The 26563-nt window shown below is 64.3% G+C and carries 28 protein-coding genes; 11 read left to right on the top strand and 17 right to left on the bottom strand.

What is annotated here, in order from left to right:
* The first annotated feature begins 347 nt into the window (after window positions 1-347).
* Window positions 348-1775, top strand: coding sequence for an efflux transporter outer membrane subunit (locus tag ACTRWG_RS05910; protein ID WP_036796809.1), 1428 nt, complete (start codon window positions 348-350; stop codon window positions 1773-1775).
* An 84-nt stretch (window positions 1776-1859) separates the two neighbouring features.
* Here the strand turns inward: ACTRWG_RS05910 and ACTRWG_RS05905 are convergent, their stop codons facing one another.
* From ACTRWG_RS05905 to ACTRWG_RS05895, 3 genes are all read right to left on the bottom strand, one after another.
* Window positions 1860-2099 (bottom strand): (Na+)-NQR maturation NqrM, encoded by a 240-nt coding sequence (locus tag ACTRWG_RS05905; RefSeq protein ID WP_027233906.1) that lies wholly within the window; start codon window positions 2097-2099, stop codon window positions 1860-1862.
* Window positions 2100-2132: 33 nt separating this feature from the next.
* A complete protein-coding gene (locus ACTRWG_RS05900) occupies window positions 2133-3167 on the bottom strand; it encodes an FAD:protein FMN transferase (RefSeq protein WP_027233907.1) in 1035 nt (344 codons plus the stop codon).
* Between the two features lie 67 nt (window positions 3168-3234).
* Complete coding sequence (locus ACTRWG_RS05895; protein ID WP_027233908.1) at window positions 3235-3423, bottom strand: hypothetical protein; 189 nt, start codon at window positions 3421-3423, stop codon at window positions 3235-3237.
* Window positions 3424-3533: 110 nt separating this feature from the next.
* On the opposite strand from ACTRWG_RS05895, the gene ACTRWG_RS05890 reads away from it, so the two are divergent.
* From ACTRWG_RS05890 to ACTRWG_RS05875, 4 genes are all read left to right on the top strand, one after another.
* Window positions 3534-4058, top strand: a complete 525-nt coding sequence (locus tag ACTRWG_RS05890; protein WP_027233909.1) for a CBS domain-containing protein — start codon at window positions 3534-3536, stop codon at window positions 4056-4058.
* A gap of 621 nt (window positions 4059-4679) precedes the next feature.
* Window positions 4680-6449 carry a S8 family serine peptidase gene (locus tag ACTRWG_RS05885; RefSeq protein WP_462829096.1) on the top strand — a complete coding sequence of 590 codons (1770 nt, stop codon included), beginning with the start codon at window positions 4680-4682 and terminating at the stop codon, window positions 6447-6449.
* A 33-nt stretch (window positions 6450-6482) separates the two neighbouring features.
* Window positions 6483-7190, top strand: coding sequence for a hypothetical protein (locus ACTRWG_RS05880; RefSeq protein ID WP_462829095.1), 708 nt, complete (start codon window positions 6483-6485; stop codon window positions 7188-7190).
* Between the two features lie 24 nt (window positions 7191-7214).
* Window positions 7215-7679 carry a hypothetical protein gene (locus tag ACTRWG_RS05875; RefSeq protein WP_259959654.1) on the top strand — a complete coding sequence of 155 codons (465 nt, stop codon included), beginning with the start codon at window positions 7215-7217 and terminating at the stop codon, window positions 7677-7679.
* Between the two features lie 219 nt (window positions 7680-7898).
* On the opposite strand, the gene ACTRWG_RS05870 is transcribed toward ACTRWG_RS05875, so the two are convergent.
* Window positions 7899-8780, bottom strand: coding sequence for a LysR family transcriptional regulator (locus ACTRWG_RS05870; RefSeq protein WP_462829094.1), 882 nt, complete (start codon window positions 8778-8780; stop codon window positions 7899-7901).
* Window positions 8781-8889: 109 nt separating this feature from the next.
* Here ACTRWG_RS05870 and gstA point away from each other — a divergent pair, with 109 nt between their 5' ends.
* From gstA to ACTRWG_RS05850, 4 genes are read left to right on the top strand one after another with little or no spacing between them, the layout of a single operon-like run.
* Complete coding sequence (gene gstA / locus ACTRWG_RS05865) at window positions 8890-9501, top strand: glutathione transferase GstA (RefSeq protein ID WP_462829093.1); 612 nt, start codon at window positions 8890-8892, stop codon at window positions 9499-9501.
* On the top strand, window positions 9498-9878 hold the full coding sequence (locus tag ACTRWG_RS05860) for a nuclear transport factor 2 family protein (RefSeq protein WP_462829092.1): 381 nt from the start codon (window positions 9498-9500) through the stop codon (window positions 9876-9878). Before gstA ends, ACTRWG_RS05860 begins: the two co-directional genes overlap by 4 nt.
* A 3-nt stretch (window positions 9879-9881) precedes the next feature.
* Window positions 9882-10103, top strand: coding sequence for a tautomerase family protein (locus ACTRWG_RS05855; protein ID WP_027233916.1), 222 nt, complete (start codon window positions 9882-9884; stop codon window positions 10101-10103).
* Window positions 10100-11071 (top strand): NAD(P)H-dependent flavin oxidoreductase, encoded by a 972-nt coding sequence (locus ACTRWG_RS05850; protein WP_462829091.1) that lies wholly within the window; start codon window positions 10100-10102, stop codon window positions 11069-11071. The genes ACTRWG_RS05855 and ACTRWG_RS05850 overlap by 4 nt, the downstream gene beginning before the upstream one ends.
* Window positions 11072-11275: 204 nt before the next feature.
* Here ACTRWG_RS05850 and nqrF read toward each other — a convergent pair whose 3' ends face one another.
* From nqrF to ACTRWG_RS05785, 13 genes are all read right to left on the bottom strand, one after another.
* The gene (gene nqrF / locus ACTRWG_RS05845; RefSeq protein ID WP_027233918.1) at window positions 11276-12499 is read right to left on the bottom strand and encodes an NADH:ubiquinone reductase (Na(+)-transporting) subunit F; all 1224 of its coding nucleotides are present in this window, start codon (window positions 12497-12499) and stop codon (window positions 11276-11278) included.
* Window positions 12500-12515: 16 nt separating this feature from the next.
* Window positions 12516-13124, bottom strand: coding sequence for an NADH:ubiquinone reductase (Na(+)-transporting) subunit E (gene nqrE, locus ACTRWG_RS05840; RefSeq protein WP_027233919.1), 609 nt, complete (start codon window positions 13122-13124; stop codon window positions 12516-12518).
* Window positions 13124-13777 (bottom strand): NADH:ubiquinone reductase (Na(+)-transporting) subunit D, encoded by a 654-nt coding sequence (locus tag ACTRWG_RS05835; protein ID WP_027233920.1) that lies wholly within the window; start codon window positions 13775-13777, stop codon window positions 13124-13126. The genes nqrE and ACTRWG_RS05835 overlap by 1 nt, the downstream gene beginning before the upstream one ends.
* Window positions 13777-14580, bottom strand: a complete 804-nt coding sequence (locus ACTRWG_RS05830) for a Na(+)-translocating NADH-quinone reductase subunit C (protein ID WP_027233921.1) — start codon at window positions 14578-14580, stop codon at window positions 13777-13779. The genes ACTRWG_RS05835 and ACTRWG_RS05830 overlap by 1 nt, the downstream gene beginning before the upstream one ends.
* Window positions 14573-15781, bottom strand: a complete 1209-nt coding sequence (locus ACTRWG_RS05825; RefSeq protein ID WP_027233922.1) for an NADH:ubiquinone reductase (Na(+)-transporting) subunit B — start codon at window positions 15779-15781, stop codon at window positions 14573-14575. Before ACTRWG_RS05825 ends, ACTRWG_RS05830 begins: the two co-directional genes overlap by 8 nt.
* Window positions 15782-15786: 5 nt before the next feature.
* Window positions 15787-17130: a Na(+)-translocating NADH-quinone reductase subunit A gene (locus ACTRWG_RS05820; RefSeq protein WP_027233923.1), complete on the bottom strand. Its 1344-nt coding sequence runs from the start codon at window positions 17128-17130 to the stop codon at window positions 15787-15789.
* Window positions 17131-17487: 357 nt separating this feature from the next.
* Complete coding sequence (locus ACTRWG_RS05815; RefSeq protein ID WP_027233924.1) at window positions 17488-18612, bottom strand: mandelate racemase/muconate lactonizing enzyme family protein; 1125 nt, start codon at window positions 18610-18612, stop codon at window positions 17488-17490.
* Window positions 18609-19703, bottom strand: a complete 1095-nt coding sequence (locus ACTRWG_RS05810; protein WP_462829090.1) for an alcohol dehydrogenase family protein — start codon at window positions 19701-19703, stop codon at window positions 18609-18611. Before ACTRWG_RS05810 ends, ACTRWG_RS05815 begins: the two co-directional genes overlap by 4 nt.
* Before the next feature lie 90 nt (window positions 19704-19793).
* Window positions 19794-20033, bottom strand: a complete 240-nt coding sequence (locus ACTRWG_RS05805) for a hypothetical protein (RefSeq protein WP_462829089.1) — start codon at window positions 20031-20033, stop codon at window positions 19794-19796.
* 3 nt (window positions 20034-20036) lie between these two features.
* Complete coding sequence (locus tag ACTRWG_RS05800) at window positions 20037-21488, bottom strand: aldehyde dehydrogenase family protein (protein WP_462829088.1); 1452 nt, start codon at window positions 21486-21488, stop codon at window positions 20037-20039.
* The gene (locus tag ACTRWG_RS05795; RefSeq protein ID WP_462829087.1) at window positions 21485-22639 is read right to left on the bottom strand and encodes an aromatic ring-hydroxylating oxygenase subunit alpha; all 1155 of its coding nucleotides are present in this window, start codon (window positions 22637-22639) and stop codon (window positions 21485-21487) included. The genes ACTRWG_RS05800 and ACTRWG_RS05795 overlap by 4 nt, the downstream gene beginning before the upstream one ends.
* Window positions 22640-22734: 95 nt before the next feature.
* The gene (locus ACTRWG_RS05790) at window positions 22735-23649 is read right to left on the bottom strand and encodes a LysR substrate-binding domain-containing protein (protein WP_027233929.1); all 915 of its coding nucleotides are present in this window, start codon (window positions 23647-23649) and stop codon (window positions 22735-22737) included.
* Window positions 23650-23759: 110 nt separating this feature from the next.
* A complete protein-coding gene (locus ACTRWG_RS05785) occupies window positions 23760-24710 on the bottom strand; it encodes a GlxA family transcriptional regulator (protein ID WP_027233930.1) in 951 nt (316 codons plus the stop codon).
* A 214-nt stretch (window positions 24711-24924) separates the two neighbouring features.
* On the opposite strand from ACTRWG_RS05785, the gene ACTRWG_RS05780 reads away from it, so the two are divergent.
* Together ACTRWG_RS05780 and ACTRWG_RS05775 are read left to right on the top strand one after the other, a co-directional pair.
* The gene (locus tag ACTRWG_RS05780) at window positions 24925-25635 is read left to right on the top strand and encodes a GntR family transcriptional regulator (protein WP_027233931.1); all 711 of its coding nucleotides are present in this window, start codon (window positions 24925-24927) and stop codon (window positions 25633-25635) included.
* A 7-nt stretch (window positions 25636-25642) separates the two neighbouring features.
* Window positions 25643-26560: a dihydrodipicolinate synthase family protein gene (locus ACTRWG_RS05775; RefSeq protein WP_027233932.1), complete on the top strand. Its 918-nt coding sequence runs from the start codon at window positions 25643-25645 to the stop codon at window positions 26558-26560.
* Window positions 26561-26563: the final 3 nt, after the last annotated feature.

The raw sequence follows: 26563 nt of genomic DNA, 5'->3' as shown, positions 1-26563 counted from the left end.
TCCGGAAGGGCCGCTGGCGGGGCGCTTTGGCTGGAGGCCGGCCCGCGCCCTGGCAAACAGTGGACGGGCCCTCTGCCTGCGTCAAGCACAGGTGCAAGCTGGCTGGCCGTCTCCTTATGTCCAGCAGAGCGTTGCTCACAGGGCTGGCAGAATGACCCGCCCTTGCCCTGCCGGAGGGGTCAAAACCGGCAGAATGGCCCGGTTTTCCGCAGCTGCCGCCCTGTGGGCCGCGCGCATCAGTACCCTGCAATCTCCCCATTTGCGGCACGAAGGTGTTCCCTGCGCAAGCAGGGGCTGACTAAGATTCCGGTAATGCCCGCATCAGACAGGGCGCCCAGAGGCAAGCCATGAGCAGATCCAATTGGACAGCCCGTTCCGTGCTGCTGGCCGGAACTCTCCTGTGCAGCTGCACCGTCGCGGGCCGGGATTACCAGCGTCCCGCCTTCGCGGTGCCGGCCAGCTACTACCAGACCCGCACCTATGCCACCGCGCAGGGCGCGGCAGAGACATGGTGGCAGGGACTGAACGATGCCACCCTGGACCGGCTGGTGGCGGCAGGGCTGGCGCAGAACCTGAACATAAAGTCTGCCCGCCAGCGCCTGAAGGCCGCCGAGGCCGTGCGCCGCGCCAGCGGCCGCCCGGAACAGGTGCGCGGCGATCTGGAAGGCAGCTCGATCTTCTCGCGCCGGGAATCGCAGGACGGCTCAACCAGCCTCGATTCCGCCGAGATCGGCGCCACGTATGTGTTCGACCTGTTCGGCGGCTTCCAGCGCCGCTCAGAACGGGCCGTTGCTGAACGCGACGCGCAATTCTACCAGATGGCCACCACCCGGCTGGCGATCGTCGACGCGATTACCCGCACCTATATCGAGGCGCGGTTCTTTCAGCGCGGCGCAGCGGTCACCCGCAAGACGATCCAGCTGCGCCAGCAGATCCTGGCCACGGTGGAGGAGCTGAAGGCCGCCCGCGCGGTCCTGGCGCTGGATCTGGAGCGCACCAAACTGCAGGTCGCCAGCGCCAAGGCGGATCTGCCGGGCTTCATCTCCGGCTATGAGGCCGCGGTCTTTGCCCTCGCGACACTGCTGGACCGCGACGCATCCGAGGTCTTTGCGATGATGCAGCGCGGTTCCGGCCAGCCCTATCCATCGACCCAGCCCGAACTGGGGGTGCCTGCCAGCCTGCTGCGCAACCGCCCCGATGTGCTGCTGGCCGAGGCCCAGCTGCGCAGCGCCACCGCCGATATCGGTGTCACCGACGCTGAGCTGTATCCGTCGCTGGAGGTGACCGGCTCCATCGAGGCGTTCCGCGGCTTGCCAGATCTTTACCAGATCGGCCCGTCGCTGCGGTTGCCGCTGTTCAACCGCCCGGTTCTGCGCGCCTTTCACGAACGCGCCATCGCCGAGGCCAAGGCCACCGAATACGATTACCGCGCGGCAGTGCGCGGCGCAGTAGAAGAGGTGCAGGCGCAGCAAAGCGCGCTGAAGTCTGCCCGCCAGCGCACAGCTGCACAGGCGCGGGCAGTCAATCTTGGCACCAAGGTTGCCGATCTTGCACGCGAGACCTTCCGGGCCAATGAAATCACCCTGTTCGATCTCTTGAACACCGAAGAGGCGCTGCGCGACAATGAGCTGAACCTGATCGCAGCCCGGCGCGACCTGGCGCTGGCCTGGTCCCGCCTGCAGATCGCATTGGGCAAGGGCTGGGCGCCGGATCAAAGCCCGGCCAGCGCAGCGGCGGCCTTGGCGGCGGCAGGGTCAAACCCTGAGACTGAGTAAGATAAAACCGTTCTCCGCGCGCCGCAGACCCGCACACCCATTTCGCAGCGCGGAAGTCGTCCGCGCCGTGCCGCAGCGCGGGCCTCAGGCTTGTTCCTGCTGCATCTGCTCGACCATCTGCCGGGCGCGCTTGCACTGCAGCTTGTCGCGCAGCGGGCTGTCGGGGTCGATGTCCTTGGAGCAGACGACGCATTTGTCGGCCCCGGAAATCGCGTTCAAGCCCCCGCAGCTGCCCTTGATCTTCTTGCCCATCAGCATCACCCCCAGCGACATGCCCAGGGTCACGATCAGCAGAAGGATAAAGGCCAAAAGAAAGGTGCTCATAGGGGTCCCTCGCAGTATTGCTCAGTACGCGGCTCAGTTTCCGGTCAGCGCTTCGAAGGCGCTGCTGGCAGACGTCATATAGGCATCTTCGCCGGCTTGCACGTCCCGATCTATGAAAAACACGGCAAGTTTATGCTGCTCGGCAAGCTTCAGCCCCTCCGCGCTGCCCAGAACTAGCATCGCGGTCGCCCAGGCATCCGCCAGCATCGCGTTCTCCGCAATCACCGTGACCGAGGCGGTACGGTGCGTCACCGGCCGCCCCGCCACGGGGTCAAGGATGTGGGAATACCGCTGGCCCTCATGCTCGAAATAGTTCCGGTAATCGCCGGAGGTCGCCAGCCCAAGGTCGCTCACGGGCACGATCAGCTGCACTGTCTGCGCCGCCGCATCCGGTTTCTCGATGCCGATGCGCCAGGCCTCGCCCTTGGCGTTTTGCCCCTTGGTCACCAGATCGCCGCCGATCTCCACCATATAGTTCTCAACCCCAAAGCCCTGCAGCGTCTTCGCCACCGCATCGACGCCATAGCCCTTGGCGATGGCGGACAGGTTGATGCCGGTCTCCGGCGCGGATTTCTTCAGGGTGCCAGCCTCTTGATCCAGCGTCAGTAGCCGCGCCTGCCCGACTCCCTCCAGCGCTTCAGCAATAGCCGCATCCGACGGCACCGGGTCCTCCGGCTTGCGCGGGCCGAACCCCCACAGCTCGATCAGCGGGCCCAGGGTCACGTCGAACTTGCCGCCGGTCTTCTCATGCACGTCGTTGGCCGCGGCCAGCACGTGCGCAAACTCCGGCGACACCCGCACCGGCGCGGTGCTGCGCGCGGCGGAAAAGGTGGAGACCTCCGAGGCTGGATCCCAGTTCGACATCTTGGCATTAACCGCCGCCAGGGTGGCGTCCACCTCCGCCGCCAGCGCCTCCTGGTCCAGATCCACGCCGATGGCGATCACGCTGTAGGTGGTGCCCATTGTCTGGCCCGACAAGCGGACCTCCTCAGGCTCGCTGCCGAACCAGCAGCCGGTCACCAGCAGCACCGCGGGCAGGATCAGGGCAAGCAGAAACCGTCTGGGCATCGGTCAACCTCCGGGCAAAAAACTGGCGCTGCTATGCCCCTGCCCCGCGCCAGAGTCAAATGCAGCCTCAGAACTTCAGCGGCACAAAGGCCAGCGCCAAGAGGCCAATCGCAGCCGGCACGCCGTAAAGCCACGCCCTCAGCCGCGCGTCCGGTGCCTCAGACTTCCAGTTCTGCCGGTACAGATGGCCGCAGACCACCACCAGGAACACAGTCAGCGCGCCGGTCACGGGGGTCAGGTAGAGGGAATCGAACATATTGTTTTCCGGCCTTTGTTAGCGCTCGCGTCATTTCGCCCCTTTCCGGATCGCAATCCGCCGTTAAGATGGGGGGTATGACCTGATGCAGGATAGGAGGAGACCCGCGCATGGCACCGTTCTCATACCAGCCTCCGACCCGGGGCGACAAGGCCGGCCAGGAAAGCCACAGCCAGTCGCCCGAGTCGAATTTGTCGCACGGCCAGTCGACCGTTGCGAAACTACTGGAGGCCAAGGGCGACGCGGTTTTTGCAATCCGCCCGAATGACACCGTCGGCCATGCGGTGGAGGCCCTGCGCGACAAGCGCATCGGCGCGCTGGTGGTGACCGATCAGAACGGTGCGCTGCAGGGCATCCTGTCGGAGCGCGACATCGTGCGGCGGCTGGCGGAAACGCCGGGCCACACCCTGCCGCAGCTGGTCGAGGACATCATGACCCGCGACGTCAAGACCTGCGCTCCGGACGACCTGCTGATCGACGTTGCCAAGGTAATGAACGAGGGCCGCTTCCGCCACCTGCCGGTGGTTAAGGACGACCGCCTTTGCGGTATGATCACCGTGGGCGACGTGGTGAACTTCCGCCTGCAGGAGCTGGAATACGAAGCCCTGCGCATGAAGCAGATGATTGTCGGCTGAGCTGAACGCATCAGCGGGTGCCACCGGTATCTGAACCGGCCCGGGAAGCTGACCAAAGCCCGGGCCTGCGCCGCATCGTGCGGGAGGGCCCGGGCGATGCCTGAAAACCGCCGTTCCGCCGTGCGATGGCCGGGCGGCGGATGATGGACATGATAATCCATACTTTACGCGACAGCACGCCCTGGCGCAGCCTGCAAAAGCGGGTATTTGTCTAATTTTCCATGCTTTAAAAGAACATCCCCCCGGATGCGTGGCCCTTATCATCACATCCATCACCCGCGTTCATCAGGACGCGCCGTGCGGTCCAAAGGCGGCCGGGATCACGCCAAAGGCTCCGCTCCAAGCGGGTTGGCTGCCAAGACCCGCGCGGTTGCGGTTGAGCCGGGCCTCCCGGTCCGGTAGCCGCTCAGCCCCGGCCAATCCATCAGCAAGGCCGCCGCGCCCGGCGTGACCGGCAGCCGCCCAGGCTTTCGAATCCGCCGCCCGGCCCCCTGTTTCCGCCGCCCTTGTCCGGGCTTTCTGTTTCTGGCGACTCACGTGCATGTGCTAAAGTGACGTATGGTAAAGGTAGAATATTTCGCCGGAGGTGAACTGCGCGCAGGGCAACGTTTGAGATCCGCCATGGTTGTCCCCGTCGATCCCGAACGCGGCGCAGTGTCGTTGCCAGGCTGGCGTACCGTGCCCCTGAGCAGCAAACGCTTCCAATTGGTCGTCAACGGCGAATTGATCGACGAACGCGCCACAGAGCTGCGGCGGATTGAGGACCTGATCCCCATCCTGCGCGAAGCCGAGGCCAAACTCGAAACAGAGGACGAAAACCGTGCTGAGCGCTCGCTCCGGGCCGCGTTTGGCGGGCGCGCGTTCTCAGCGGTGCTGGACGAGACTGGGGCGCTCTTGCTGCCCACCGGCGAGGTCGCGGTGGGGTTCGAGACGGACATCACCGAGGACGCCGCCCTGGCCACCCTGGCCCGCTACGGCGCCAGGATCCTGCGGCGGCTGCCGCTTTCGGCCCCCGCATGGCTTGTCACAATACCCGAAGAGGACGGAGTTGCGCTTGCTCTGGCTCTGGCCGGCGAACCCGGCGTGCGCTTTGCGTCGCCCAATTTCATAGAGGAGGTCCCCGAGCGCCGCGCCGAGGCACCGCCGAATGCCCTTTTCGCAGAACAATGGCACCTCGAAAATACCGGCCAGGGAGGCGGTTTGCCGGGCGCGGATGTCAACGCGCGCGCCGCTTGGCGTATCACCCGCGGCGCGCCCGAAATCGTTGTCTGCATCATAGACAGCGGCGTTGAGCTTGCTCATCCGTCGTTTTCCGCGCCGGGCAAGATCGTGGCGCCCTTTGACGCCGCCGATGGCGACACTGATCCAGCCCCCATGGCATCGTCCCATGGCACCTCTTGCGCGGGCGTGGCAGTGGCCGGATGGGGCACGGGCGATGTGGTGGGCATTGCGCCCAATTGCCGGCTGATGCCCATTCGCCGGGCCGGTATCAGCGAGCATGTCAGGATGGCGGAGGCGTTTTCCTGGGCCTGGCAGCAGGGGGCCGATGTGATTTCCTGCAGTTTCGGCTATGACGGGCGGCCCTGGATCCTGCCCGACGTGGTGCGCGCGGCGATGGAAGAAGCCATCGCGCTCGGCCGGCAGGGGCGCGGCGCGGTGATAGTGTGGGCGGCAGGCAACGGCAATGAGGCGGTCTCAGACGATGAATGGGCGAGCCACCCCGAGACGCTGGCCGTCGCCGCCTCGACCGATATCGACAAACGCGCCGGCTACAGCGATTTCGGCCCCGAGATCGACGTCTGCGCCCCGAGCAGCGGCGGTTTCCGGTCGATCACCACGTCGTCCAACGGGGGCTATACCAGCTTTTTCGGCGGAACGTCATCGGCCGCGCCGCTGGTGGCGGGTGTCGCCGCGCTTATGCTGTCGGTCTGCCCTTCACTGACCGGCGCCGAAGTCCGCGCCATCCTGCGGTCAACTGCTGTCCAGATAGATGCGGAAGAAGGCGAATACGACAATACCGGCCACAGCCGGTTCTACGGATACGGCAGGGTCGATGCGGCCCGGGCGCTGGAGGGTATTTCGCCTCTTATCGAAGCGCTACGCGGCAGCCCCGCCCTTGCCGACATCGGCCTGATTGATGATTTCACCGCCGCCTACCTTGCGCCCAGTGCCGCGGGTCAGGCCATCCTCGCATATTTGAACACCCGGCGTTTCATTATCCTTTCGCTGCTCAAGAGCGACATCGCGTTCCGGCAAAGGGCGCAGACCGTTCTCGAAACCATCATTCAATTCATGAAAGGAGGAGAACATCCAGACGACATCACAGACGCCGCAGTGCTTGCTCTGACAGGTGCAGCGCAAGACCTCATCGGCGCGTCCATACCTAGTTGAAGTTTAAAACTCCAAGCAAAGGGAGGTCTATTCATGTCGAAAACATATTCTGATCCGCGCGGAAAGCGCAGCACAAGAACCAAACCTTCCCCGGATGAGCGGTCGCAAACGGGCGAACGCTCGGTCGAGGATGTATTGTCGGAATTGGTTGCCATGCTGGAAAACTCCGGCGCCGTTTCGGGGGCGGGCACGGGCAGCAGCAGCACACGCGGCACGCCTGAGACCGGCAATGGCACAGCTCCGGCCGCGGCCGCATCGGGAAACCGGTCCAGCCGAACGATGGGCGATACCAAAGCGCCGCCGCTCGATGCGCTGTCCATGGCCGGTCTTGACCGCGGGTGCATTCTGCTGCCCGATTGGCTGAAAAACCTTCGAAAAATGCCCTATGCACAAGGGCAGATCGACAAGGCGATCGCAGGAGCAGGCGAGCCCGGAAGCTCGCCCAACGCTGACGAGCGCGCCGTCTGGTTTCTGGCGCCCTGGGTGGTTGCCGGCGGCGTCTGGCTGGCCGGAGAGCTGATCGAAGACGATGAGGATGACAATCGCGCCTTCCTTCCGCCCTTTCCCATCATCCTGCCGATCATCATCCAGAATGCCATTATCGAAAAGCTGATCGAAAAATTCTCTTCCGATGACGGCGAACGCTTTGTCCCTGCGTTCATTGCCGTCACCGGGCTGTTCGCGGCGGGCCTCGCCACGGGCAGCACCGGCAAGAAGCTGTGGAAGAAATACGTCGATTAACTCAATCCGATCCGGAGAAAAGCAATGCCTGCGAAACTCGACCCGACCAAAACCATCTTTGTCCCTCCGCCAACCTTTCCGCCCTTTCCCGATCCCTTCGACCCCTGGCCCGGCGGCCCGTTCGGTCCGCCGCCGATCACGACCGCGCCGCGCACGACCCACGGCAGGGGCGAGCGCGCCGCCAGCGATCCTGCTGCGCTCGACGCGCTTATAGCCCGGCTTGTCGAACTGCTGTCCGATGCGCTTGAGCGGCAGGATTACGATGCCGTCATCAAGGCCTATGGCCCGGTGATCCAGAAGCAGCTTGAAAGCGACCCAGACGCCATGGCCGCTTTTCGCGCGCTTTTTGAGCGCTACGGGATCGACCTTGATCAGTTCACCTTGCCCGCCACCGATGAGCGTGAGCCTGTGACAATCGGTATTTCCGTGACGGTGGCTCTGATCGCCTTTGGCAGCGGTGCGGTCATCGGCTGGCTGGCCGAAGACTAAGCAATGTCCGGACTGGGCCGCCCGGCCTCCTGGCCCAGCCCGTCAGCGCGCCTGTCATCGCGGACGAACAAACCATGGATCGCTGAGAAGGCCGGATTCTTCAGCCCAGCCTGAGCGGCTGCTCGGTGTTGGAGTGTGCCCTCATTGCTGCCCCATCCCCCTGCCCGGCCACCCCGGCGCGCCGCCTCAGGTTCTAAGGGCCCGCAGTGGCGGGCGGTGTCAGCGCCCGGCAGCCCCGATCCTGTGCCAAAGCTCATCCGCCACGGCGCCGGGCGGCTGATCTCTGCGTCTCATCTTGAAAATCATCGTGCGCCGCACCGGAAACCTTTCCACGCTGAGGGGCAGCAAGGCCCCGGTTCGCCGCTCGTCCTGGGTCATGTGGTCAGGCAGACCACCCCAGCCGAGACCGGCGAGGATCACCTTTTTCTTGGCGGTGAGATCGGAGACCGTCCATTTCAACCCGCCGGGCAGCAAATCGCGGCTTTGTTCGTGCGCCGCGCCGCCCGTGCCGGCGGCGACCACCTGCACATGGCCTTGCATCTCGGAAACCGAGAGCGCACGGGAGCCGGCGGCCAGGTTCAAGGCAGGGCTGGCCACCGGCCGGATTATCACCTCTGCAACCGGCTCCGCCTCCACGTCATCCAGGGGTACCCCGTCCAGGGACGCAAGCGCGATATCCGCCTTGCCTTCCATCAGCCGGGCAATCGGGCCGCCCATCATCTCCATCCGCAGCCGGAGATGGGTAGCCGGGTGGCGCTGCCCGGTGTCCGCCAGCACCGGCAGCAAAGGATCCAGATCCATGGTTGCGCTGACAGCTACTGTCAGCTCCGGCTCTTCGCGGGCACGCAGCCGGGCTGCGGTGCTGCGCAGCCCTTGCATCTGCCGCAGCACCCGCGACGCCTCGCGGTAGAAAATCTCACCCGCCGGTGTAAGCACGGGCCGGTAGGCCGCACGGCTGAACAGCTCCAATTCCAGTTCCTCTTCCAGCTGGCGGATTGTGTGGCTGATGGCGGACTGCGATTTGTGCAGCCGCTCGGCCGCGCCGCGGAACGTGCCGGTTGAGACAATGGCCTCCAGGGCAATGAGCTGGTCGTGTTTCATCGGCCTGCAACTTGTTCAGTTTTTCTAATCATATTGGTGAAAACACAATATTATCAATCTATCATTTCGGCGGGTAGTCAGGACGTATCAATCAACACAGGAGATTGTTATGAAACTGTACTACAAACCCGGCGCCTGCCCGTTGGCCAGCCACATCGCCCTGCAGGAAACCGGCCGCCCGTTTGAAATCGAGGCCGTCGATACCGCGGCGGGCCGCACCGAAAGCGGCGCAGATTACCGCGCGATCAACCCCAAAGGCTATGTGCCGGCCCTGCATCTGGACGACGGCAGCGTCCTGACCGAAGGAGCGGCGGTTCTGCAGTATATCGCCGACAGCAGCCCGGATGCAGGCCTGGCGCCCGCCGCCGGAACAATGGACCGGGCCCGGATGCAGGAACAGCTCAACTGGATCGGAACCGAATTGCACAAGGCATTCGGCCCGCTGTTCCGCGAGGGCACATCCGAGGCCGGTAGAGATGCGGCGCGCACCGCTGTTGCAGGCAAGTTCGATATCATCGAGGCGCAGCTGGAGGATGGCCGCGTGTGGCTGGTTGCGGACCGCTTCTCCGTCGCTGATGCCTATCTGTTCGTGGTCTCGAACTGGGCCAATTTCACCGGCATCGACCTGGCCCGCTGGCCCCGGCTGGCTGCATTTGTAAGCCGCTGCGCTGCCCGCCCGTCGGCGCAGGCGGCGATGCGCGCCGAGGGGCTGATCCAATGACGCCCGCAGACCACAAAAAGGTCGGCGGCCTGATGGAGGCCTATTTCGAAGGCCTGCATCAGGCCGACAGCACCATGCTGCGCCAGGTGTTTCACCCGCAGCTGGCCTATGTCTGCGCCACCGAAGGCGATGAGCTGTATCTGGATCTTGAAACCTACATGGGCCGCGTGGACGGGCGCGAGCCGCCGGCCAGGCGCGGCGAGCCGCGCCAGGAGGAGATCCTGGAGATTGCCTTTGCCGGCAGCAGGCTGGCCCGTGTCAGCGCCCGCATGACCATGATGGGGCGGGAGTATCACGATCTGCTGACCCTTGTCCGCGACGGCGCCGAATGGCGCATCGTTGCAAAAGTGTTCTCATATGCCCCGCGGAAGGACTGACCGATGCCCTATGTGAATATTAAGGTGACGCGCGAAGGCGGCCCCGAGGGCACCGGCCCGAGTGCAGACCAGAAGGCGCAGCTGATTGCTGGTGTCACCGGCCTGTTGCACGATGTTCTGGGCAAAAACCCTGCGACGACCTTTGTGGTGATCGACGAGGTCCCGCTGGAGGATTGGGGCATCGGCGGCCTGCCGGTGCAGGAGCACCGGGCCCAGGCGCAATGAAGACCCGGCTGACAGAGGCGCTGGGGATCGCCTGTCCGGTGATCCAGGCGCCGATGGCCTTTGCTGCGGGCGGCGCGCTGGCCAGCGCCGTCACGGATGCCGGCGGGCTGGGCATGATCGGGGGCGCCTACGGCGATGCCGCGTGGATCAATCAGCAGTTCGATATCGCCGCCGGCACGCGCGCGGGCTGCGGACTGATCACCTGGAAGCTTGCGCAACAGCCGCATCTGCTGGATCAGGTGCTGGCGCGCGATCCGGCGGCGCTGTTTTTGTCCTTCGGCAATCCGGCACCCTTTGCACCGGCGGTCCGGGACGCCGGCGTGCCGTTGATCTGCCAGGTCCAGACCCTGCGCGATGCGCGGCAGGCACTGGACTGCGGCGCGGACATCGTTGTCGCCCAGGGGGCGGATGCCGGCGGCCATGGCGAGGCCCGCGGCACCTTTGCCCTGGTGCCCGAAATCGCTGACGAGATCGCGCACCGGAACAGCAAGGCGCTGCTGTGCGCGGCCGGGGGCATCACCGACGGGCGCGGTCTGGCTGCGGCCCTGATGCTGGGGGCGGACGGTGCGGTGATCGGCACCCGGTTCTGGGCCTCGCGCGAGGCGCTGGTGCACCCGCGCATTCTGGCGCGCGCGCTGTCGGCAACGGGGGACGACACCATCCGCACGCGGGTGGTGGACGTGGTCCGCGGTATTGACTGGCCCGGCCGCTACAACGGCCGGGTGCTGCGCAACCCGTTTATCCGGAAATGGCACGGCTCCGAAGACGCCTTGAGGCTGGGAACGGGCGCCGAAGCGGCACAATGGGCGGCGGCTCAGGATGCCGGGGATCCGGATGTCGCGACCGCCTTTGCCGGCGAAGGTATCGGGCTGATCCGCTCTGCGCCGCCTGCCGGCGAAATCCTGGTCAGCCTCGCTGCAGATGCACAGCGGTGCCTGGCGGCAGCGGCGTCCGTTGCCGGCGGCTGAATGACCCGCTGTGCCCCGCGGCACGGATCTGAACGGGCTTGGCTGCCTGATATGCCAAGTGGTCCAGGCCGCAGCACAGGCGGTGCACGCACGGTGCACAGGGGGTGTACGCAAGGCACCCCCTTCCCTGCTTTCGCCTGAAGACGTGAAAAAGCCCCGGATGTTTCCATCCGGGGCTTTTGGTTTTCCTCTGTGCACTCCGGCTCAGCCGCCGAAGTCGTCGAGCATGATGTCCTCGCGGTCGACGCCCAGGTCCAGCAGCATGTTGATCACCGACTGGTTCATGATTGGCGGGCCGCACATGTAGAATTCGCAGTCTTCCGGCGCCGGGTGATCCTTGAGGTATTCCTCATAGAGAACGTTGTGGATGAAGCCGGTGTAGCCTTTCCAGTCATCCTCCGGCTGCGCATCGGACAGCGCCACGTGCCATTCGAAGTTGTCGAACTCCTCAGCCAGCTGGTCGAAGTCCTCGACAAAGAACATCTCCTTCTTCGAGCGCGCGCCGTACCAGAAGCTGATCTTGCGGTCCCGGTTCTCCAGGCGCTTCAGCTGGTCAAAGATGTGGCTGCGCATCGGCGCCATGCCGGCACCGCCGCCGATGAAGACCATTTCCTTCTGGGTGTCGCGGGCAAAGAACTCGCCGAACGGACCGGAAATGGTGACTTCATCGCCCGGCTTCAGGTTGAAGATGTAGGACGACATCTTGCCCGCCGGAATGTCGGTGGAGCCCGGCGGCGGCGACGCCACACGGACGTTCAGCATGATGATGCCCTTTTCGTCCGGGTAGTTCGCCATCGAATAGGCGCGTTCGATCGGCTCGTCCACGACGGATTTATACTGCCACAGATTGAAGCGGTCCCAATCCTCGCGGTACTCCTCCTGAATGTCGAAGTCGGTATAGGCCAGCTGGTGCTCCGGCGCCTCGATCTGGATATAGCCGCCGGCGCGGAAGTTCACATCCTCGCCTTCGGGCAGTTCCAGAACCAGCGCCTTGATGAAGGTCGCCACGTTGTCGTTCGACCGCACCTTGCAGCGCCATTTCTTGACGCCGAAGACCTCTTCGGGAACTTCGACTTCCATGTCCTGCTTGACCGCAACCTGACAGGACAGGCGGTCGCCGCAGGCGGCCTCGCGCTTGGTGATGTGGCTTTCCTCGGTCGGCAGGATCGAGCCGCCGCCGGAATGCACCCGCACCCGGCACTGGGCACAGGTGCCGCCGCCGCCGCAGGCGGAGGGGACGAACAGCTTCTCTGCCGCCAGCGTTTGCAGCAGCTTGCCGCCCGCAGGCACCGAGATGGTTTTTTCACCGTTGATGGTGATGTTGACATTGCCGGTCGCGACCAGGCGGGAGCGGGCGGCCAGGATGATGGCCACCAGCGCCAGCACGATCACCGTGAACAGGACAACGCCGAGCGTGAAAGTTTCCATGTTTCCGCGCTCTCCCTTACAGTTTGACGCCGCTGAAGGACATGAAGGCCATCGCCATCAGACCCGCGGTGATAAAGGTGATGCCCAGGCCCTGCAGGCCATCCGGCACGTCGGAGTACTTCAGCTTCTCGCGCACGCCCGCCATCGCGGTGATCGCCAGCGCCCAGCCGAAGCCGGAGGAGAGGCCGTAGGTTGCCGCTTCGGCAAAGTTGTAGTCGCGCTCCACCATGAACAGCGAACCGCCCAGGATCGCGCAGTTCACCGTGATCAGCGGCAGGAAGACCCCCAGCGCGTTGTAAAGCGGCGGGAAATACTTATCGAGGATCATCTCCAGGATCTGCACCATCGCTGCAATCACCCCGATATAGGAGATCAGGCCGAGGAAGGTCAGATCCACATCCGGGAAGCCCGCCCAGGCCAGCGCGCCGGGTTTCAGCAGGTAAGTCAGCAGCAGGTTGTTGGTGGGCACAGTAATGGCCTGCACCAGCATCACCGAAATCCCCAGCCCCAGCGCGGTGGAGATCTTCTTGGACACCGCGATGAAGGTGCACATGCCCAGGAAGAAGGAAAGCGCGAGGTTCTCGACAAAGATGGCCTTAACGGCGAGTGAAATCAGCCCTTCCATCAGTGCGCCTCCACGGATTGGATTTTATATTCACGCTCTTCCACCTGGTTCGGCTTCCAGGTGCGGAAACCCCAGATCAGCAGGCCGATCACAAAGAACGCCGAGGGCGGCAGCAGCAGCATGCCGTTCGGCACATACCAGCCGCCGTTGTTCACGGTTTCCAGAATGGTGATGCCGAACAGGGAGCCGGAGCCGAACAACTCGCGGACCACACCGACCAGCATCAGGATCAGGCCATAGCCCAGACCATTGCCCAGACCGTCGATGAAGGACGCCACCGGCGGGTTGCTCATGGCGAACGCCTCGGCGCGGCCCATCACGATGCAGTTGGTGATGATCAGGCCGACAAAGACCGACAAGGTCTTGGAGATCTCAAAGGCGTAGGCCTTGAGCACCTGGTCCACCAGGATCACCAGCGAGGCGATGATCACCATCTGCACGATGATCCGGATCGAGCTGGGGATCTGATTGCGCAGGATCGAGATGAACATCGACGAGAACGCGGTCACAAAAGTCACCGCCAGGGTCATCACAAAGGCCACCTGCAGCGACGAGGTCACCGCCAGCGCCGAGCAGATGCCCAGCACCTGCAGGGTGATCGGGTTGTTGTCGACCAACGGGTCGATCAGCATGTCTTTCTTGCTCTGGGACATCAGAACTCTCCCGCTTGCAGTGACTTGAGGAACGGCCCGTAGCCTTCTTCGCCCATCCAGAACCGCACCAGGTTATCGACCCCGACAGAGGTCAGCGTCGCACCGGCGAGGGCGTCGATGTGGTGTTCGGGGCCGGCGGCAGGCACGGTCTTGGACACGGTGATCTCCAGATCGCCGTCTTCATCCCGCAGCTCCTTGCCATGCCACAGCGCTTTCCAGCGCGGGTTGTCCACCTCGGCGCCCAGGCCCGGGGTCTCGCCGTGCTGATAGAACTGCAGGCCAAAGATGTCGTTGCCGTTCTCCTCCACCGCGATGAAGCCATAGAGGGTCGACCACAGGCCATAGCCGTGGACCGGCAGGATCACCTTGTCCAGATCGCCGTCTTCCTCGCGCAGCAGATACACGGTCTTGTAGCGCGACTGGCGGCCGATGCCCGCCGGGTCGTTCTCCAGCTCGCGGCTCAGTTCCGGGTCCTGCGCGGCGGCTAGGCCGTCGAAGGTGGCAGCGTCGAACTGGTCGGTGAAGGTGTTGGTTTCCAGATCCAGCACCTGCGGCTCGAACGCGGCAAAGGCTTCGGCCACATTCTGGCCCGGCTCATAAAGGCCGGCCACCTGCAGAACGTTCAGCTGCTTGTCGCGCTTCTTGTTGGTTTCCTGCACCGGACGCAGGGACACGGCGGCGGTGGACACGATCATCGAGGCCACCAGGCAGACGGCGACAGCGATGAACACGGTCTTGCCAACCGAATCCGGCGATGCGGCAAGGAAGCGGCCAATCAGGCCCTTGCTTTGGGTATCAGCCATAGCGGCGCGCCCTCCGTTTGATGTTTGCCTGCACGACGAAGTAGTCGATCAGCGGTGCAAAGACGTTGCCGAACAGGATCGCCAGCATCATGCCTTCGGGGAAGGCCGGGTTCAGCACCCGGATCAGCACCACCATCACACCGATCAGCGCGCCATATATGTAGCGGCCCGCGTTGGTGTGGCTGGCCGAAACCGGCTCTGTCACCATGAACACCAGGCCAAAGGCATAGCCGCCCAGAACCAGGTGCCAGTACCACGGCATCGCAAACATCGGGTTGGTGTCAGAGCCAATGAGGTTCAGCAGCACCGAGAAGGCGATCATGCCGCCCAGGCAGCCCACGATCAGGCGCCAGTTGGCGATCTTGGTGGCCAGCAGGAAGACCAGTCCGATGGCACAGGCCAGCGTCGAGGTTTCGCCAAAGCTGCCCTGGATGGTGCCATAGAAGGCGTCCGACCATTCAATGCCCTTGGCGGCCAGTGCCTGGAAACCGTCAGCAGCAGAGACCCCCAGCGCGGTCGCGCCGGAGAAGCCGTCAACCGGGGTCCAGACAGAGTCGCCCGACATATTGGCCGGATAGGCGAAATACAGAAACGCACGGCCGGTCAGTGCCGGGTTCAGGAAGTTTTTGCCGGTGCCGCCAAAAACTTCCTTGCCGATCACCACGCCGAAGATGATGCCAAGCGCCACCTGCCACAGCGGCGTCGAGGCCGGCAGGATCAGCGTGTACAGCATCGAGGTCACCAGGAAGCCCTCGTTCACCTCATGGCCGCGCACGGTGGCAAAGATGACTTCAAAGATGCCGCCCGCAACCAGCGTCACAATATAAAGCGGCAGGAAATACAGGAACCCGTGCGCGATATTGGCCAGCGGGTTCGACGCATCCAGCGAAATCCCCAGCGCCTGCAGCACCGCAACGCGCCAGCCGGTGGCCGCGTCCGCCCCCAGCATCGCAATCGCGGAGTTGGTCTGGAAGCCGGTGTTGTACATGCCCCACAGAATGCAGGGGATGGTGGCGATCACCACATAGGTCATGATCCGCTTCATATCGATGTAAGAGCGGGCATGCGGCGCCACGGTGGTGACGGTTTTCGGGGTATAAAGGAAGGACTCCACCATTTCGTAGACGGGGAAGTACTTCTCGTACTTGCCTCCCTTCTCGAAATGCGGCTCGATCCTGTCAAAGAAGCTGCGCAATCCCATCCGGCTCAGCCCTCCTTTTCAATCTTGGTCAGGCTGTCGCGCAGCGCCAGCCCGTATTCGTACTTGGCCGGGCAGGCAAAGCCGACGAGGCCCAGGTCCTCTTCGTCAAGCTCCAGCGCGCCCAGTTCCTGTGCGGAGTCGGTGTCCATCACCAGCAGCGCGCGCAGCAATTGCGTCGGCAGGTAGTCCTGCGGCATCAGCCGCTCAAACGTGCCGGTGGGCACCATCGCCCGGCGGCCGCCGTTCAGGTTGCTGGTCAGGTTGAACAGCTTGCGGCTGAGGGCAGAGCCCAGCACCGGCTGCACGGCGTATTTGCCGGGCATCGGGCGGATCCAGCCCATCGGGATCTGCTCGCGGTCTTCCTCGATGATCGCGACCTGGCGCGCAAAGCGGCCCAGGTAGGCCAGCGGGCCTGCCGCCTGGCGGCCCGACAGGATCGAACCGGAGATCACCCGCACCGGGCCGTCCACGGCGATCTCGCCGCGGGTCAGCTCGTCGGTGGAGGCGCCCGACACAGTGCGGACCAGACGCGGCGCGCGCGCAGCGGGACCGGCCAGCGCAACCACGACAGAGGGGTCCAGATGACCGGTCATCAGCAGGCGGCCGATGGCGATCACGTCCTGATAGGACACGGTCCAGACCTGATCGTCCGCGCGGACCGGGTGCAGGAAGTGGATGTGGGTGCCGGCCAGGCCCGAGGGATGCGGCCCGTCAAAGGCGGCCGCTTCCACACCGGCAACGCCGGTGCCGGGGATGCTGTCGCCTGCCTTCTGGCACAGGAAGGTGGTGCCGTCGGTCAGCAGGGTGATTGCCTTCAGGCCCGCCTCGAACGCCTCCGCAGCGTCATTGATGATCACTGCGGCATCGGCGGCCAGCGGCTCGCTGTCCATCGCGGTCACAAAAATCGCCTCGGGCTTGGAGCCCGGCTGCGGCATCTTGGAATAGGGACGGGTGCGGAACGCGCTCCACAGGCCGGCCGCGCACAGTTTGGCGGTCAGGCCCTCGGCGGTATCCGCATCGCCAACGGCGGAGAAATCAATGCCCTTGTCCTCGGCATCCGAAATCTCGATCACCACGCTTTGCAGCACGCGGCGCGCACCGCGGTTGATCGCCACGACCTTGCCGGTCATCGGCGCCACCATCACGGCGTCTTCCGCGTCCTTATGGCAGAACAGCGGGGTGCCGCGCTGGACATCATCGCCTTCCTGCACCAGCATGCGGGGCTTCAGACCCAGATAGTCGGGGCCCAGCACGGCCACCGAGGTGATGGCGGGGCCCGGGTGGATTGTCTGTTCCGGTGCGCCTGTCACCGGCAGATCCAGCCCCTTTCTCAAGTTAAATGTTTTCATATTTGCGCTACGTCCCTCCAAGGCCGAATCCCGTGGCGGTTCTTACCCCGTTCCGGCAGCGGCGGCAAAGAAAACGCACAAAACGCCGTTTTCCGCACATCCGCACAGCCTGTCCTGATTTCCGGCGCACTCGAATCAAATTCGGCACCGAATGGCAAGGCTGTCCCCCGGCCTGTTCCCCAATTTCCTGTGCACTGCGCGCTTTTATCAGACTGTTGGCGCTCACGATGCTCGGGAAACCGTCAAAGCTGACAGGCAGAAACGGCAACGCCTTTCCGGCAGGCCCAGCCAGGGCGGGCCAGCGTGCCTGCCAGTCGCAACAGGCGGTTGAAACTGATTCTACCAAATACTGCGTATTCAGGCGTCCCAGACGGCCTGCGGCGCGCCCATCAGATCCCGGTCGACGGTAATCCCCAACCCCGGCGCATCCGGCACCAGAACGCCGCCGTCCTTGACCGGCGCGTCGAACTCGGCGGTTTTCAGCGTCACCATATCGCGGCAATCCAGAATGCAGCGCAGTGACCGCTCCGGCACCGTGGCGCCCAGATGGGCAATGGCAGAAAACGCGATGGCGGAGCCGACGGTGTCCTGCACGCTGACAGTGGCGCCGGCAGCCAGGCAGATGTCCCTATGCCGCCGCCCATGGGTCAGCCCGCCCGCCTTGGAGATCTTGAGGCCGATACCGTCGGCCACATCCTGTGCCAGCATCAGCGCGATGTCCTCATCCTGCTGCACCAGCTCATCCAGGATGATCGGCACCGTGCAGCGCTTGCGCAGCGACATGGTCTCGCGCCAGGTCCTGCAGGGGGCTTCCAGCACGAAATCGAGCCCCTCCGGCAGCATCCGCAGCATCCGCAGCGCGGTTTCCGGCGTCAGGCCACCATTGGCATCCACCAGAAAGAACTCGCCCGGCTGCCGGTCGGCCAGCGACGCTCGGATGCGCTCGGCGTCCAGCTCCGGGCCGCCCTCGGCATCCAGCGCGCCAATCTTCACCGAATGGCCCAGGTATCCCATCTCGCGGTGCCGCGCGACGCGGGCGCGCATGTCTTCGGGGCTGCCCGCATAGATCGAGGAGATCACTGGCAAGCGCTTGCCGGTGGAGCCGCCCAGCAATTCGCAGACCGGCATGTTCACCGACTTTCCGAACAGGTCCCAGCAGGCGAGATCAATCGCGGATTTGGCATGGTTATGGCCCAGCAGCGCCTCATCCATCGCCTCATTGATGCGGTCCATCTGCCGCGGGTCGCGGCCCAGCAGGTACGGTGCAATCTCCGCAATCCCTGACCGCACACCCAGCGCATGCGCGGCGATATAGCTGGAGCCGAATGGCGTGCTTTCGCCCCAGCCCTCCAGCCCCGTATCGGTGGTGATCCGCACGAAAGAGGCATCAAAACTGCGGTACTCCCGCCCTCCCGACAGCCTGTAGACGCCGCCCGAGTATGGCAGATCCAGTTGATACAGTTCGATCTTTCTGATCTTCATGCCTCAACCTCGGGGATCATCAGAACCAGCTTGCCGGTGTGTTTCTTGCTCAGAAAATCCTCCTGCGCCGTGGCAATCTCGCTCAGCGGATAGGTCTTGGCGACAAGCGGGCGGATTTCACCGGCCTCGATGTAGGCGATCAGATTGGCGAACACCTCATCCTCCTGAAAGGTGCAGCCCATCAGGGTCAGGTCCTTGAGGTAGAGCGTGCGCAGGTCGATTTCGCTGATCGGCCCGGCGATGGCGCCGGCGGTGGCGTAACGCCCGCCGCGCCGCAAAACATCCATAAAAGCGGGCCATTGCTCACCGGCCACAAGATCAACCACCACGTCAATGGACCCCTCGCCCAGTTCTGCCCGCAGATCCGCGTTGCGGTCGATAACGCGGTCCGCCCCCAGTGCCAGCACCTCCTCCGCCTTGGCGGCAGAGGACAGCGCAATCACGGTGGCGCCGCGGCGTTTGGCCAGCTGCACAGCGGCGGAACCCACACCACCGGACGCGCCGGAGATCAGCACTGTTTCCGCGCCCAAGCCGACACGGTGCAGCATGTTCTCCGCCGTGGAATAGGCGCAGGGGATTGAGGCCAGCTCCGCATCCGACCAATCGCAATTCACCGCATGGGTCTCGCGCGCGGGCGCCACCGCAAACTGGGCAAATCCGCCGTCGCATTCGCTGCCGAAGGTCCAGCATTCATAAGGCCGGTAATCGACGTAAGAGCGCAGCATATTGCGCACCAGCACCCGCTCGCCGATGCGGGCAGGATCAACACCCTCCCCCACTGCCGCGATATGCCCGCAGGCGTCCGCGCCCTGAATACGGGGAAATTCCAGTGGCTTGCCGGACCAGCTGGCGTCGTCGTCATTGACGCTGTCAAAACCTGTGGCGCCGCCAGCGTTGGTGTCGGCGTCGACCGCCTTGGAATACCAGCCGATGCGGGTGTTGATGTCGGTATTGTTGATCCCCGCCGCCGCAACGCGGATCAGCACCTCGCCCGGCCCGGGCTGCGGCACCGGCACATCGGTGCGGTATTCCAGTTTGTCGATGCCGCCGTGGCCGGTCAGCAGAACCGCCGCCATTTTGCTGGGGATCATGCCCTTACCTCCCTGAATAGATTGGCCGGCCCTCCCCTGCCGGCCAAAGCAGGGTGCCGTCCCCGCAGGAACGGCACCCTGAAACGTGTATCACAGCTCCAGCGGATGCGCGCGGCCGCGCTCCGCCAGGCGGCGGTTCAGCTCTTTCGCTTCCGGCAGCCCGGCCTCCAGCGCGAAGACAAAGGCGTGGGTCAGGTAGAAGCAGGCCGCATCAATGTTGCCCGCGGCCTCCGCCTGATCACCGGCCAGAGTGTACAGCCGCACCTGCTCTACGCTGTCCTTGTCCTCATGCGCCTGCAGCAGCGCCCGGTCGAGCTCGTCGCGGTTCATGGCTCAGCCTTTCAGCGAGATCGCGATGTTCTTGGTGCGCACGTAATTATAAAGCGCCTCCAAGCCCTTCTCGCGCCCAAAACCGGATTTTCCGACACCGCCGAAGGGGGTGGAGATGCCGCCCGCGAACCATTCGTTCACAAACACCTGCCCCGCCCGCAGACGGTTCGCCACCCGGTGCGCCCGCGCCAGATCGCGGGTGAAGACACCGGCCACCAGCCCGAATTCGGTGCCGTTTGCCATCGCGATCGCCTCCGCCTCGGTATCAAAAGGCGTGAAGCAGGTGACGGGGCCAAAGATTTCCTCCTGCGCCACGCGGGCCGCCGGGTCCACATCCGCCAGAATTGTCGGCGCCATGAAATACCCCTCCCGCTCCAGCCGGGCCCCGCCGGAGGCCGCACGCGCGCCGCTGTGGCGGGCGGTCGCGGTCAGGGTTTCAATGCCGTCCAGCTGGCGGGCAGAGATCACCGGGGTCAGGCCGGGGTTTTCCAGCCCGTGGCCGACGCTGAGGCCGTTTGCCAGCGCTGCAGCGCGCTCCACCGCTTCGTCATAGATCGAGCGGTGCACCAGCACCCGCGACATGGCAGAGCAGACCTGCCCGGCGTTGTAAAAAATACCGCTTTGAAGGGAGGACATCAGCGTGTCCAGATTGGCGTCCTCAAAGGCCACCGCAGCGGACTTGCCGCCCAGCTCCATCAGCGCGGGTGTCACCGGGCTGGCGGCTGCGCGCAGGATTGCCTGGCCGGTCGGCACCGAGCCGGTGAAAACGATTTGATCCACCGCCGGGCTTTCCACCAGACGCGCGCCGAGTTCAGAGCCGATGCCGTTCAGGATTGAGACCGCCCCGGCAGGCACCTCGGCGCGTTCCAGCGCCACGCCCAGCATCGCCAGCGCCATCGGGTCCAGCTCCGGCGACTTGATAATCACCGAATTGCCCGCCGCCATCGCAGGCGCCAGCGACCGCGCCGCAATCGACACCGGGAAGTTCCACGGCACGATCTGGGCAGAGACGCCGTAAGGCTCATAAACCGTAAAGTCAGCGTAATCGGGGCCGAGCGGGATCGACTTGCCTTCGATCTTGTCGGCCATGCCGCCGTAGTATTCGAAATACTGTGCGGCCTCTTCGAATTCGTCGTGGGCGGCGCTGAGGCTCTTGCCGCTTTCCCGGCACAGCAGCTCTGCGCCTTCGTCCGCGATGCCGCGGATCTCCGCCGCGATGCGCTGCATCAGCTGGCCGCGCTTTGCGGGCTTCATCGCGGCCAGATCGCCGCGCTCGAAACTCGTCCGCGCCGCTTCCAGCGCCTTTGCCAGGCTTTCCTCACCCGCAAGTGCGCAGTCGCCCGCGTGGCTGCCGTTGCCCGGGTCTTCGACGGCTATGCGCGCACCGCCGTCGCCTTCTACCCATTCGCCAGCCAGGAAGTTCCTGGCCAGCCCGTCCTTCAGGAAAGAGCTCATGCCTCGCGGCCCTTGGTCACCTGATCGGCCACCCAGGCGTGGAAGTTATGGGTCGGCCCGTCCATCGCAGGTGAGAACCGGCCGCCGTCAAACAGCTCGCCGTGGCGGCCCTTCTGCATGCCCTCGACGACAAAGACGTCTTCCTCGAACACGGTCTTCCACAGTTTCGCATTTTCATCGCGAAGCTGCTCCAGTTCCGGCGTATCGTCGGAGGACTTCGCATAATACAACTCGATGTGCTCGACGGTGTTTTCGGTATCGACCGGCTCCAGGATGATCGCAAACGCGTGGTCGCGCTGTACACCCAGCAGGACGTTGGGATAGACAGCCACATATTCGCCGCCCTCGTCCCACTTGCTGCTCAGGCCCTCGAAATCCGGAAACACCTCGCCGTTTTCGCCCTTCAGCTGGCGGTAGACCAGGGTGCCCTGGCCGGAGTAGTGGCCCGGCACCTCGATGTTGTAATGGTCTTCCAGCCGGGAATAGCTGTTCAGGCCCGGGTGCACCCACGGCAGGTGATAGCTCTCGCAGTAGTTCTCGACCGCCAGTTTCCAGTTGGTTTTGACTTCCAGTTTGAAGCCGGAGCCTTCGCCGCCGTGATGCAACGGGGTCTCAAACTCCTTCCAGCGCTCCAGCAGGCCGGCGTGTGCCTCCTCAAACTCCGGCGCGGAGCCGTCGACGTTTACGAACACCACATCACGCCAGACATAGCAGCGGATGCGCACCAGGCCCAGCTCGTCCAGCTTGATGTCTTCATGCTTGTTGTTGCCGGGGCCGCCGACGTGCGGGGTGGAGACCAGGCGGCCATCCAGGCCATAGCACCAGCTGTGATAGGCGCAGCGGATGGCGCCGCGGATCTTGCCGGGTTTCTCGACCAGGATCATACCACGGTGGCGGCAGGTGTTCTGAAAGACGCCGATTTCGCCGGTCTTGTCGCGCACGATCAGCAGCGGCATGCCCAGGAAATCCACCGGCTTGGCATAGCCCGGTTCCGGCACGTCCTTGCCAAAGCCGATGCCCGACCAGTTTTTGAACAGAACCGAGCGTTTCTCTTCGGCAAAGACGGCGGGGTCGATGTAATGAGCGTTCGGCAGGCCGTTTGCGACATTGACCGGAGCCATCACCGGGGCAAGCGTGTCATGCTTGTTCATCTGGGTCTCTCCAAACCTGGGAAAAGATGTGCGCGTTTTGCGCCATTGAAGGCAGAGAGGGGATTCACTCAATATCAGGAAAATTCGCGCTGGGATTAGCTGGATTCATCCGAGCTTCGATTGACCTCGTCAATCACCCAATTGCGAAGCAATCGGGCGGATTCCGACAATTCCGTGTCCGGGCGGCCGACCAGATGGAACCCGTGCGGCGCCGCCAGCACATGCGGGCCGATCGGCACCAGCTGGCCGGTTGTCAGCAGCGGGTTCAGCAGCCGCTGCCAGCCCAGCACCAGCCCGACCCCGTCCTGCGCCGCCTGCAGCGCCACCGCATAGTTGTTGACCCGCACGCCCGGCGCAATGGGGCCGCCATACCCCAGCTGCTGGAACCAGTCCGCCCAGGTGGTCCAGCTCCTGTCGTCGGACTCCAGGTGCAGCAGCCGCTGCTGCGCCAGTTCCTCCAGCGGGCAGCCAGTGAGTTTCCCGGCCAGTTCGGCATTGCCGACCGGCACCAGATGGTCGCGGTACAGCTCGGTCTGTTCCAGCCGGTTATCCCGCTCGCGCCCGTAGCGGATATAGAAATCCACATCCGGCATGCTGCGCAGCGGCCGGTCGTTGACGATCTGGTTGACGTTCACATCCGGGTGCTTGCGCCAGAACCGCACCACCGAGGGCGACAGCCACAGCGAGGCGACAGCGGAGGTGGAACCGATAGTCACCGTATCGCCGGTCTGGCGGTCGCGGATGGTCTTGAGGCTGAGGGAGATCTTGGAAAACGACGAGGCCAGGGTTTCAAACAGCGCCTCGCCCTCCTCGGTCAGCTCCACGCCCCGGTGCTTGCGCTGAAACAGCGGCGCCTGCAGTTCGGCCTCCAGCGCCTTGACCTGATGGCTGACCGCGCCGGGGGTCACCGACAGCTCCTGCGCCGCGTTCTTAAAGCTCAGATGCCGCGCCGCGGCCTCAAACGCAGCCAAGGTGGTGAGCGGCGGCAGGTTGTAGTGGCGGCGGGACATCTGCGGCTCCTGGCCTGGGGGCTGGGATGAAAGGGCTTCATTTCAATATGAGGAAAACATCTTTGAAGGCCAGACCGGAAATTTCAGGCGGGTGCCGGTTTCCGGCTGTCTCACCCGATCCGCCCGCGCTGCAGCATCGGCGTCACGTTGAAGGCCGCCTTGTAAACCCGCGAGAAATGCCCCGGGCTGTCAAAACCGCAGGACAGTGCCACCTCGGTGACCGAGGCCTCAGTCTGGATCAGCAGGTTGCGGGCACGCTCCAGCCGCATCTCCATCGAGTATTTCTTGGGTGAGGTGTTGAGATACTTGCCGAACAGCCGCTCCAGCTGTCGGGTGGAAATGCCGATCTCCTCTGCAATGCGGGCGGGGGAAATGGGATCGCTTATGTGGTCGTGCATCATCTGGATCGCGCGGGCCAGATGGGCGTTGCGCATTCCGTTGCGCGATTGCAGCGAGACGCGCTGCTCGGCGGTGGCATTGCGCACCGCGTTATAGACCATCTGGTCGGCCACCGCGACCGCCAGGTCATAGCCGTGCATCCTCTCGATCAAGTGCAGCATCAGATCCGCCGTGGCGGTGCCGCCAGAGGCGGTCACATGCTTTTCATCCGCCACAAACACACTGCGCACCAGGTTCACTTCCGGGAAGGCCTCCATGAAGCTGTCGTGGTATTCCCAGTGGATCGCGGCCTGCATGCCGTCCAGGAACCCGGCCTCTGCCAGCACCCAGGCACCGGAGCACAGCGCGCCGACCGCAACGCCGCGCGCCTTCTCCCGGCGCAGCGCCGCCAGCAAGGGTTTGGTCACATGCTTGCGCATATGGATGCCCGACAGCGCAAACAGCCGGTCGCACTTCGGGATCGCATCGAAACCATAATGCACCAGCGTCACCGATCCGTTGGAGCAGGTCGCTGTCTCGCCGTTCTCCGATCCGAACGACCAGTCATAAAGATCCCGACCGCTGACCAGATTGGCGATCCTCAGCGGCTCCACCGCGCAGGAAAAGGCGAGGTGGGAGAATTCCTCCACCAGCAGAAAGGCAAAATGCTGGGTTTTGGTCATGGGTCAACCGCCTGACAAGAAACGCTGGGCGGGCCTGGCTGCACTGCCCTTGCAGCCCGGACAGGCTAGGCCCCCTGCCCCGCCTGCCGCAAGCCGCGAAGCGCCCGCTGATTGCACACACCATATTTTTCCTGTGTACACAATATGTATTTTTATGTCATAGAACCCGCGAACCCAAGAATCCCGCTCCGCAGCAACGGCAGGAGAGAAGCCCATGAAAGACGCCTCAAAGAACCGGAAGGCTGCGCTCTACAGCGGCCTGAAGACCGCGATCATGACGCTGGAGCTGCGCCCCGGCGCCGATCTGGATGAGGCGAAACTCTCTGAGGAGTCGGGCCTGTCGCGCACCCCGCTGCGCGAGGTGCTGCGCCAGCTGGCGGGCGAAGGCTATGTGGATCTGCGGGAAAACCGCGGTGCGCGGGTCAGCGAGATGTCGCACATGACCCTGCGCGATTTCTTCCTGGCGGCGCCGATGATCTATGGCGCGGTGATGCAACTGGCAGCCAAACACGCCACGCCCGCGCAGATCGCGGCGCTGAAAGAGGCGCAGGAAGCCTTCAAGTCCGCCCTGCGCACCGGCTCCAGCGCCGACCGGGCCATGGCCAACAACCGTTTTCACGAGATCACCGGCGAAATGGCGGACAACATCTATCTGCTGCCGTCCTTTCAGCGGCTGCTGATCGACCATGCCCGCATCGGCATGACCTTCTACCGCCCTCAGGACGCCCGGATGGCGGAAAACCTGGATGAGGCCAGCGCCCAGCACGACGCCATCATCGCCGCCATCGAAGCGGGCGACGCGGCGGCGGCGGGGCAGCTGGCAATCGACCATTGGAACCTGTCACGCGACCAGATCGAGCTGTTCGTCATGCCCGCCGGGCTTGACGTGCCGCTGGGGACGGTGGCGCGCAAAACCCCTGCATGAGGACGAGATGACCCCAATATTCCGGTTCGAGGGGATATACACCCCTGTGGTGACGCCGCATTTCGAGGACGGCAGCGTCAATTGGGACGCGCTGGCCGATGTCATCGAATACCTGATCGGCGCCGGCGTGCATGGCCTGATCTCTGGCGGCTCGACGGGCGAGAACTATGCCCAGACCGTGGAAGAGCGCATCGCCCTCGCCCGCTTCACCCATGACCGGCTCAAGGGCCGCCTGCCGCTGGTGGTGGGCACCGGCGCGATGCTGACCAGCGATTCCATCGCGCTGGCGACCGGCGCCAAGAAGATCGGCGCCGATGCGATCCTCTTGGCCTCCCCGCCCTACTCGGTGCCGACCGACCGCGAAAACGCATTGAATGCGCTGGCCATCGACAAGGCGGCGGATTTGCCGGTGATGCTGTATAACTACCCGCACCGCACCGGCACCATGATGGGCGAGGAGTTTCTCGACCGGGTCGGCCGTTCCCGGAACTTCTGCGGCATCAAGGAAAGCTCCGGCGATATCAACCGCGTGCATCTGCTGGCCCGCGATTATCCCCACATCCAGCTGGGCTGCGGCATGGATGATCAGGCGCTGGAATTCTTTGCCTGGGGCGCGCCCTTCTGGGTTTGCGGCGGCTCCAACTTCCTGCCCCGCGAGCACGTCGCGCTCTACAATGCCTGCGTGATCGAAGGCAACTTCGCCAAGGGCCGCCGCATCATGTCAGCGATGATGCCCCTGATGCGAGTCCTCGAACAGGGCGGCAAGTTCATCCAGACCATCAAGCACGGCGTCACCATGAACGGCATCGCAGCCGGCGCCATGCGTGCGCCGCTGAAAGGCCTGAACAAGGACGACAAACGCGCACTGGAACAGGTCGTGCGGGTGCTGAAACAGAAAATCGCAGATATCGAGGCGGAGGGTTAAGGA

It is taken from the genome of Leisingera sp. G5_S3_59_S7 (genome assembly GCF_054968485.1).
The sequence above is the reverse complement of the archived record's forward strand: the minus strand, read 5'-3'. Positions and strand labels throughout refer to the sequence as shown.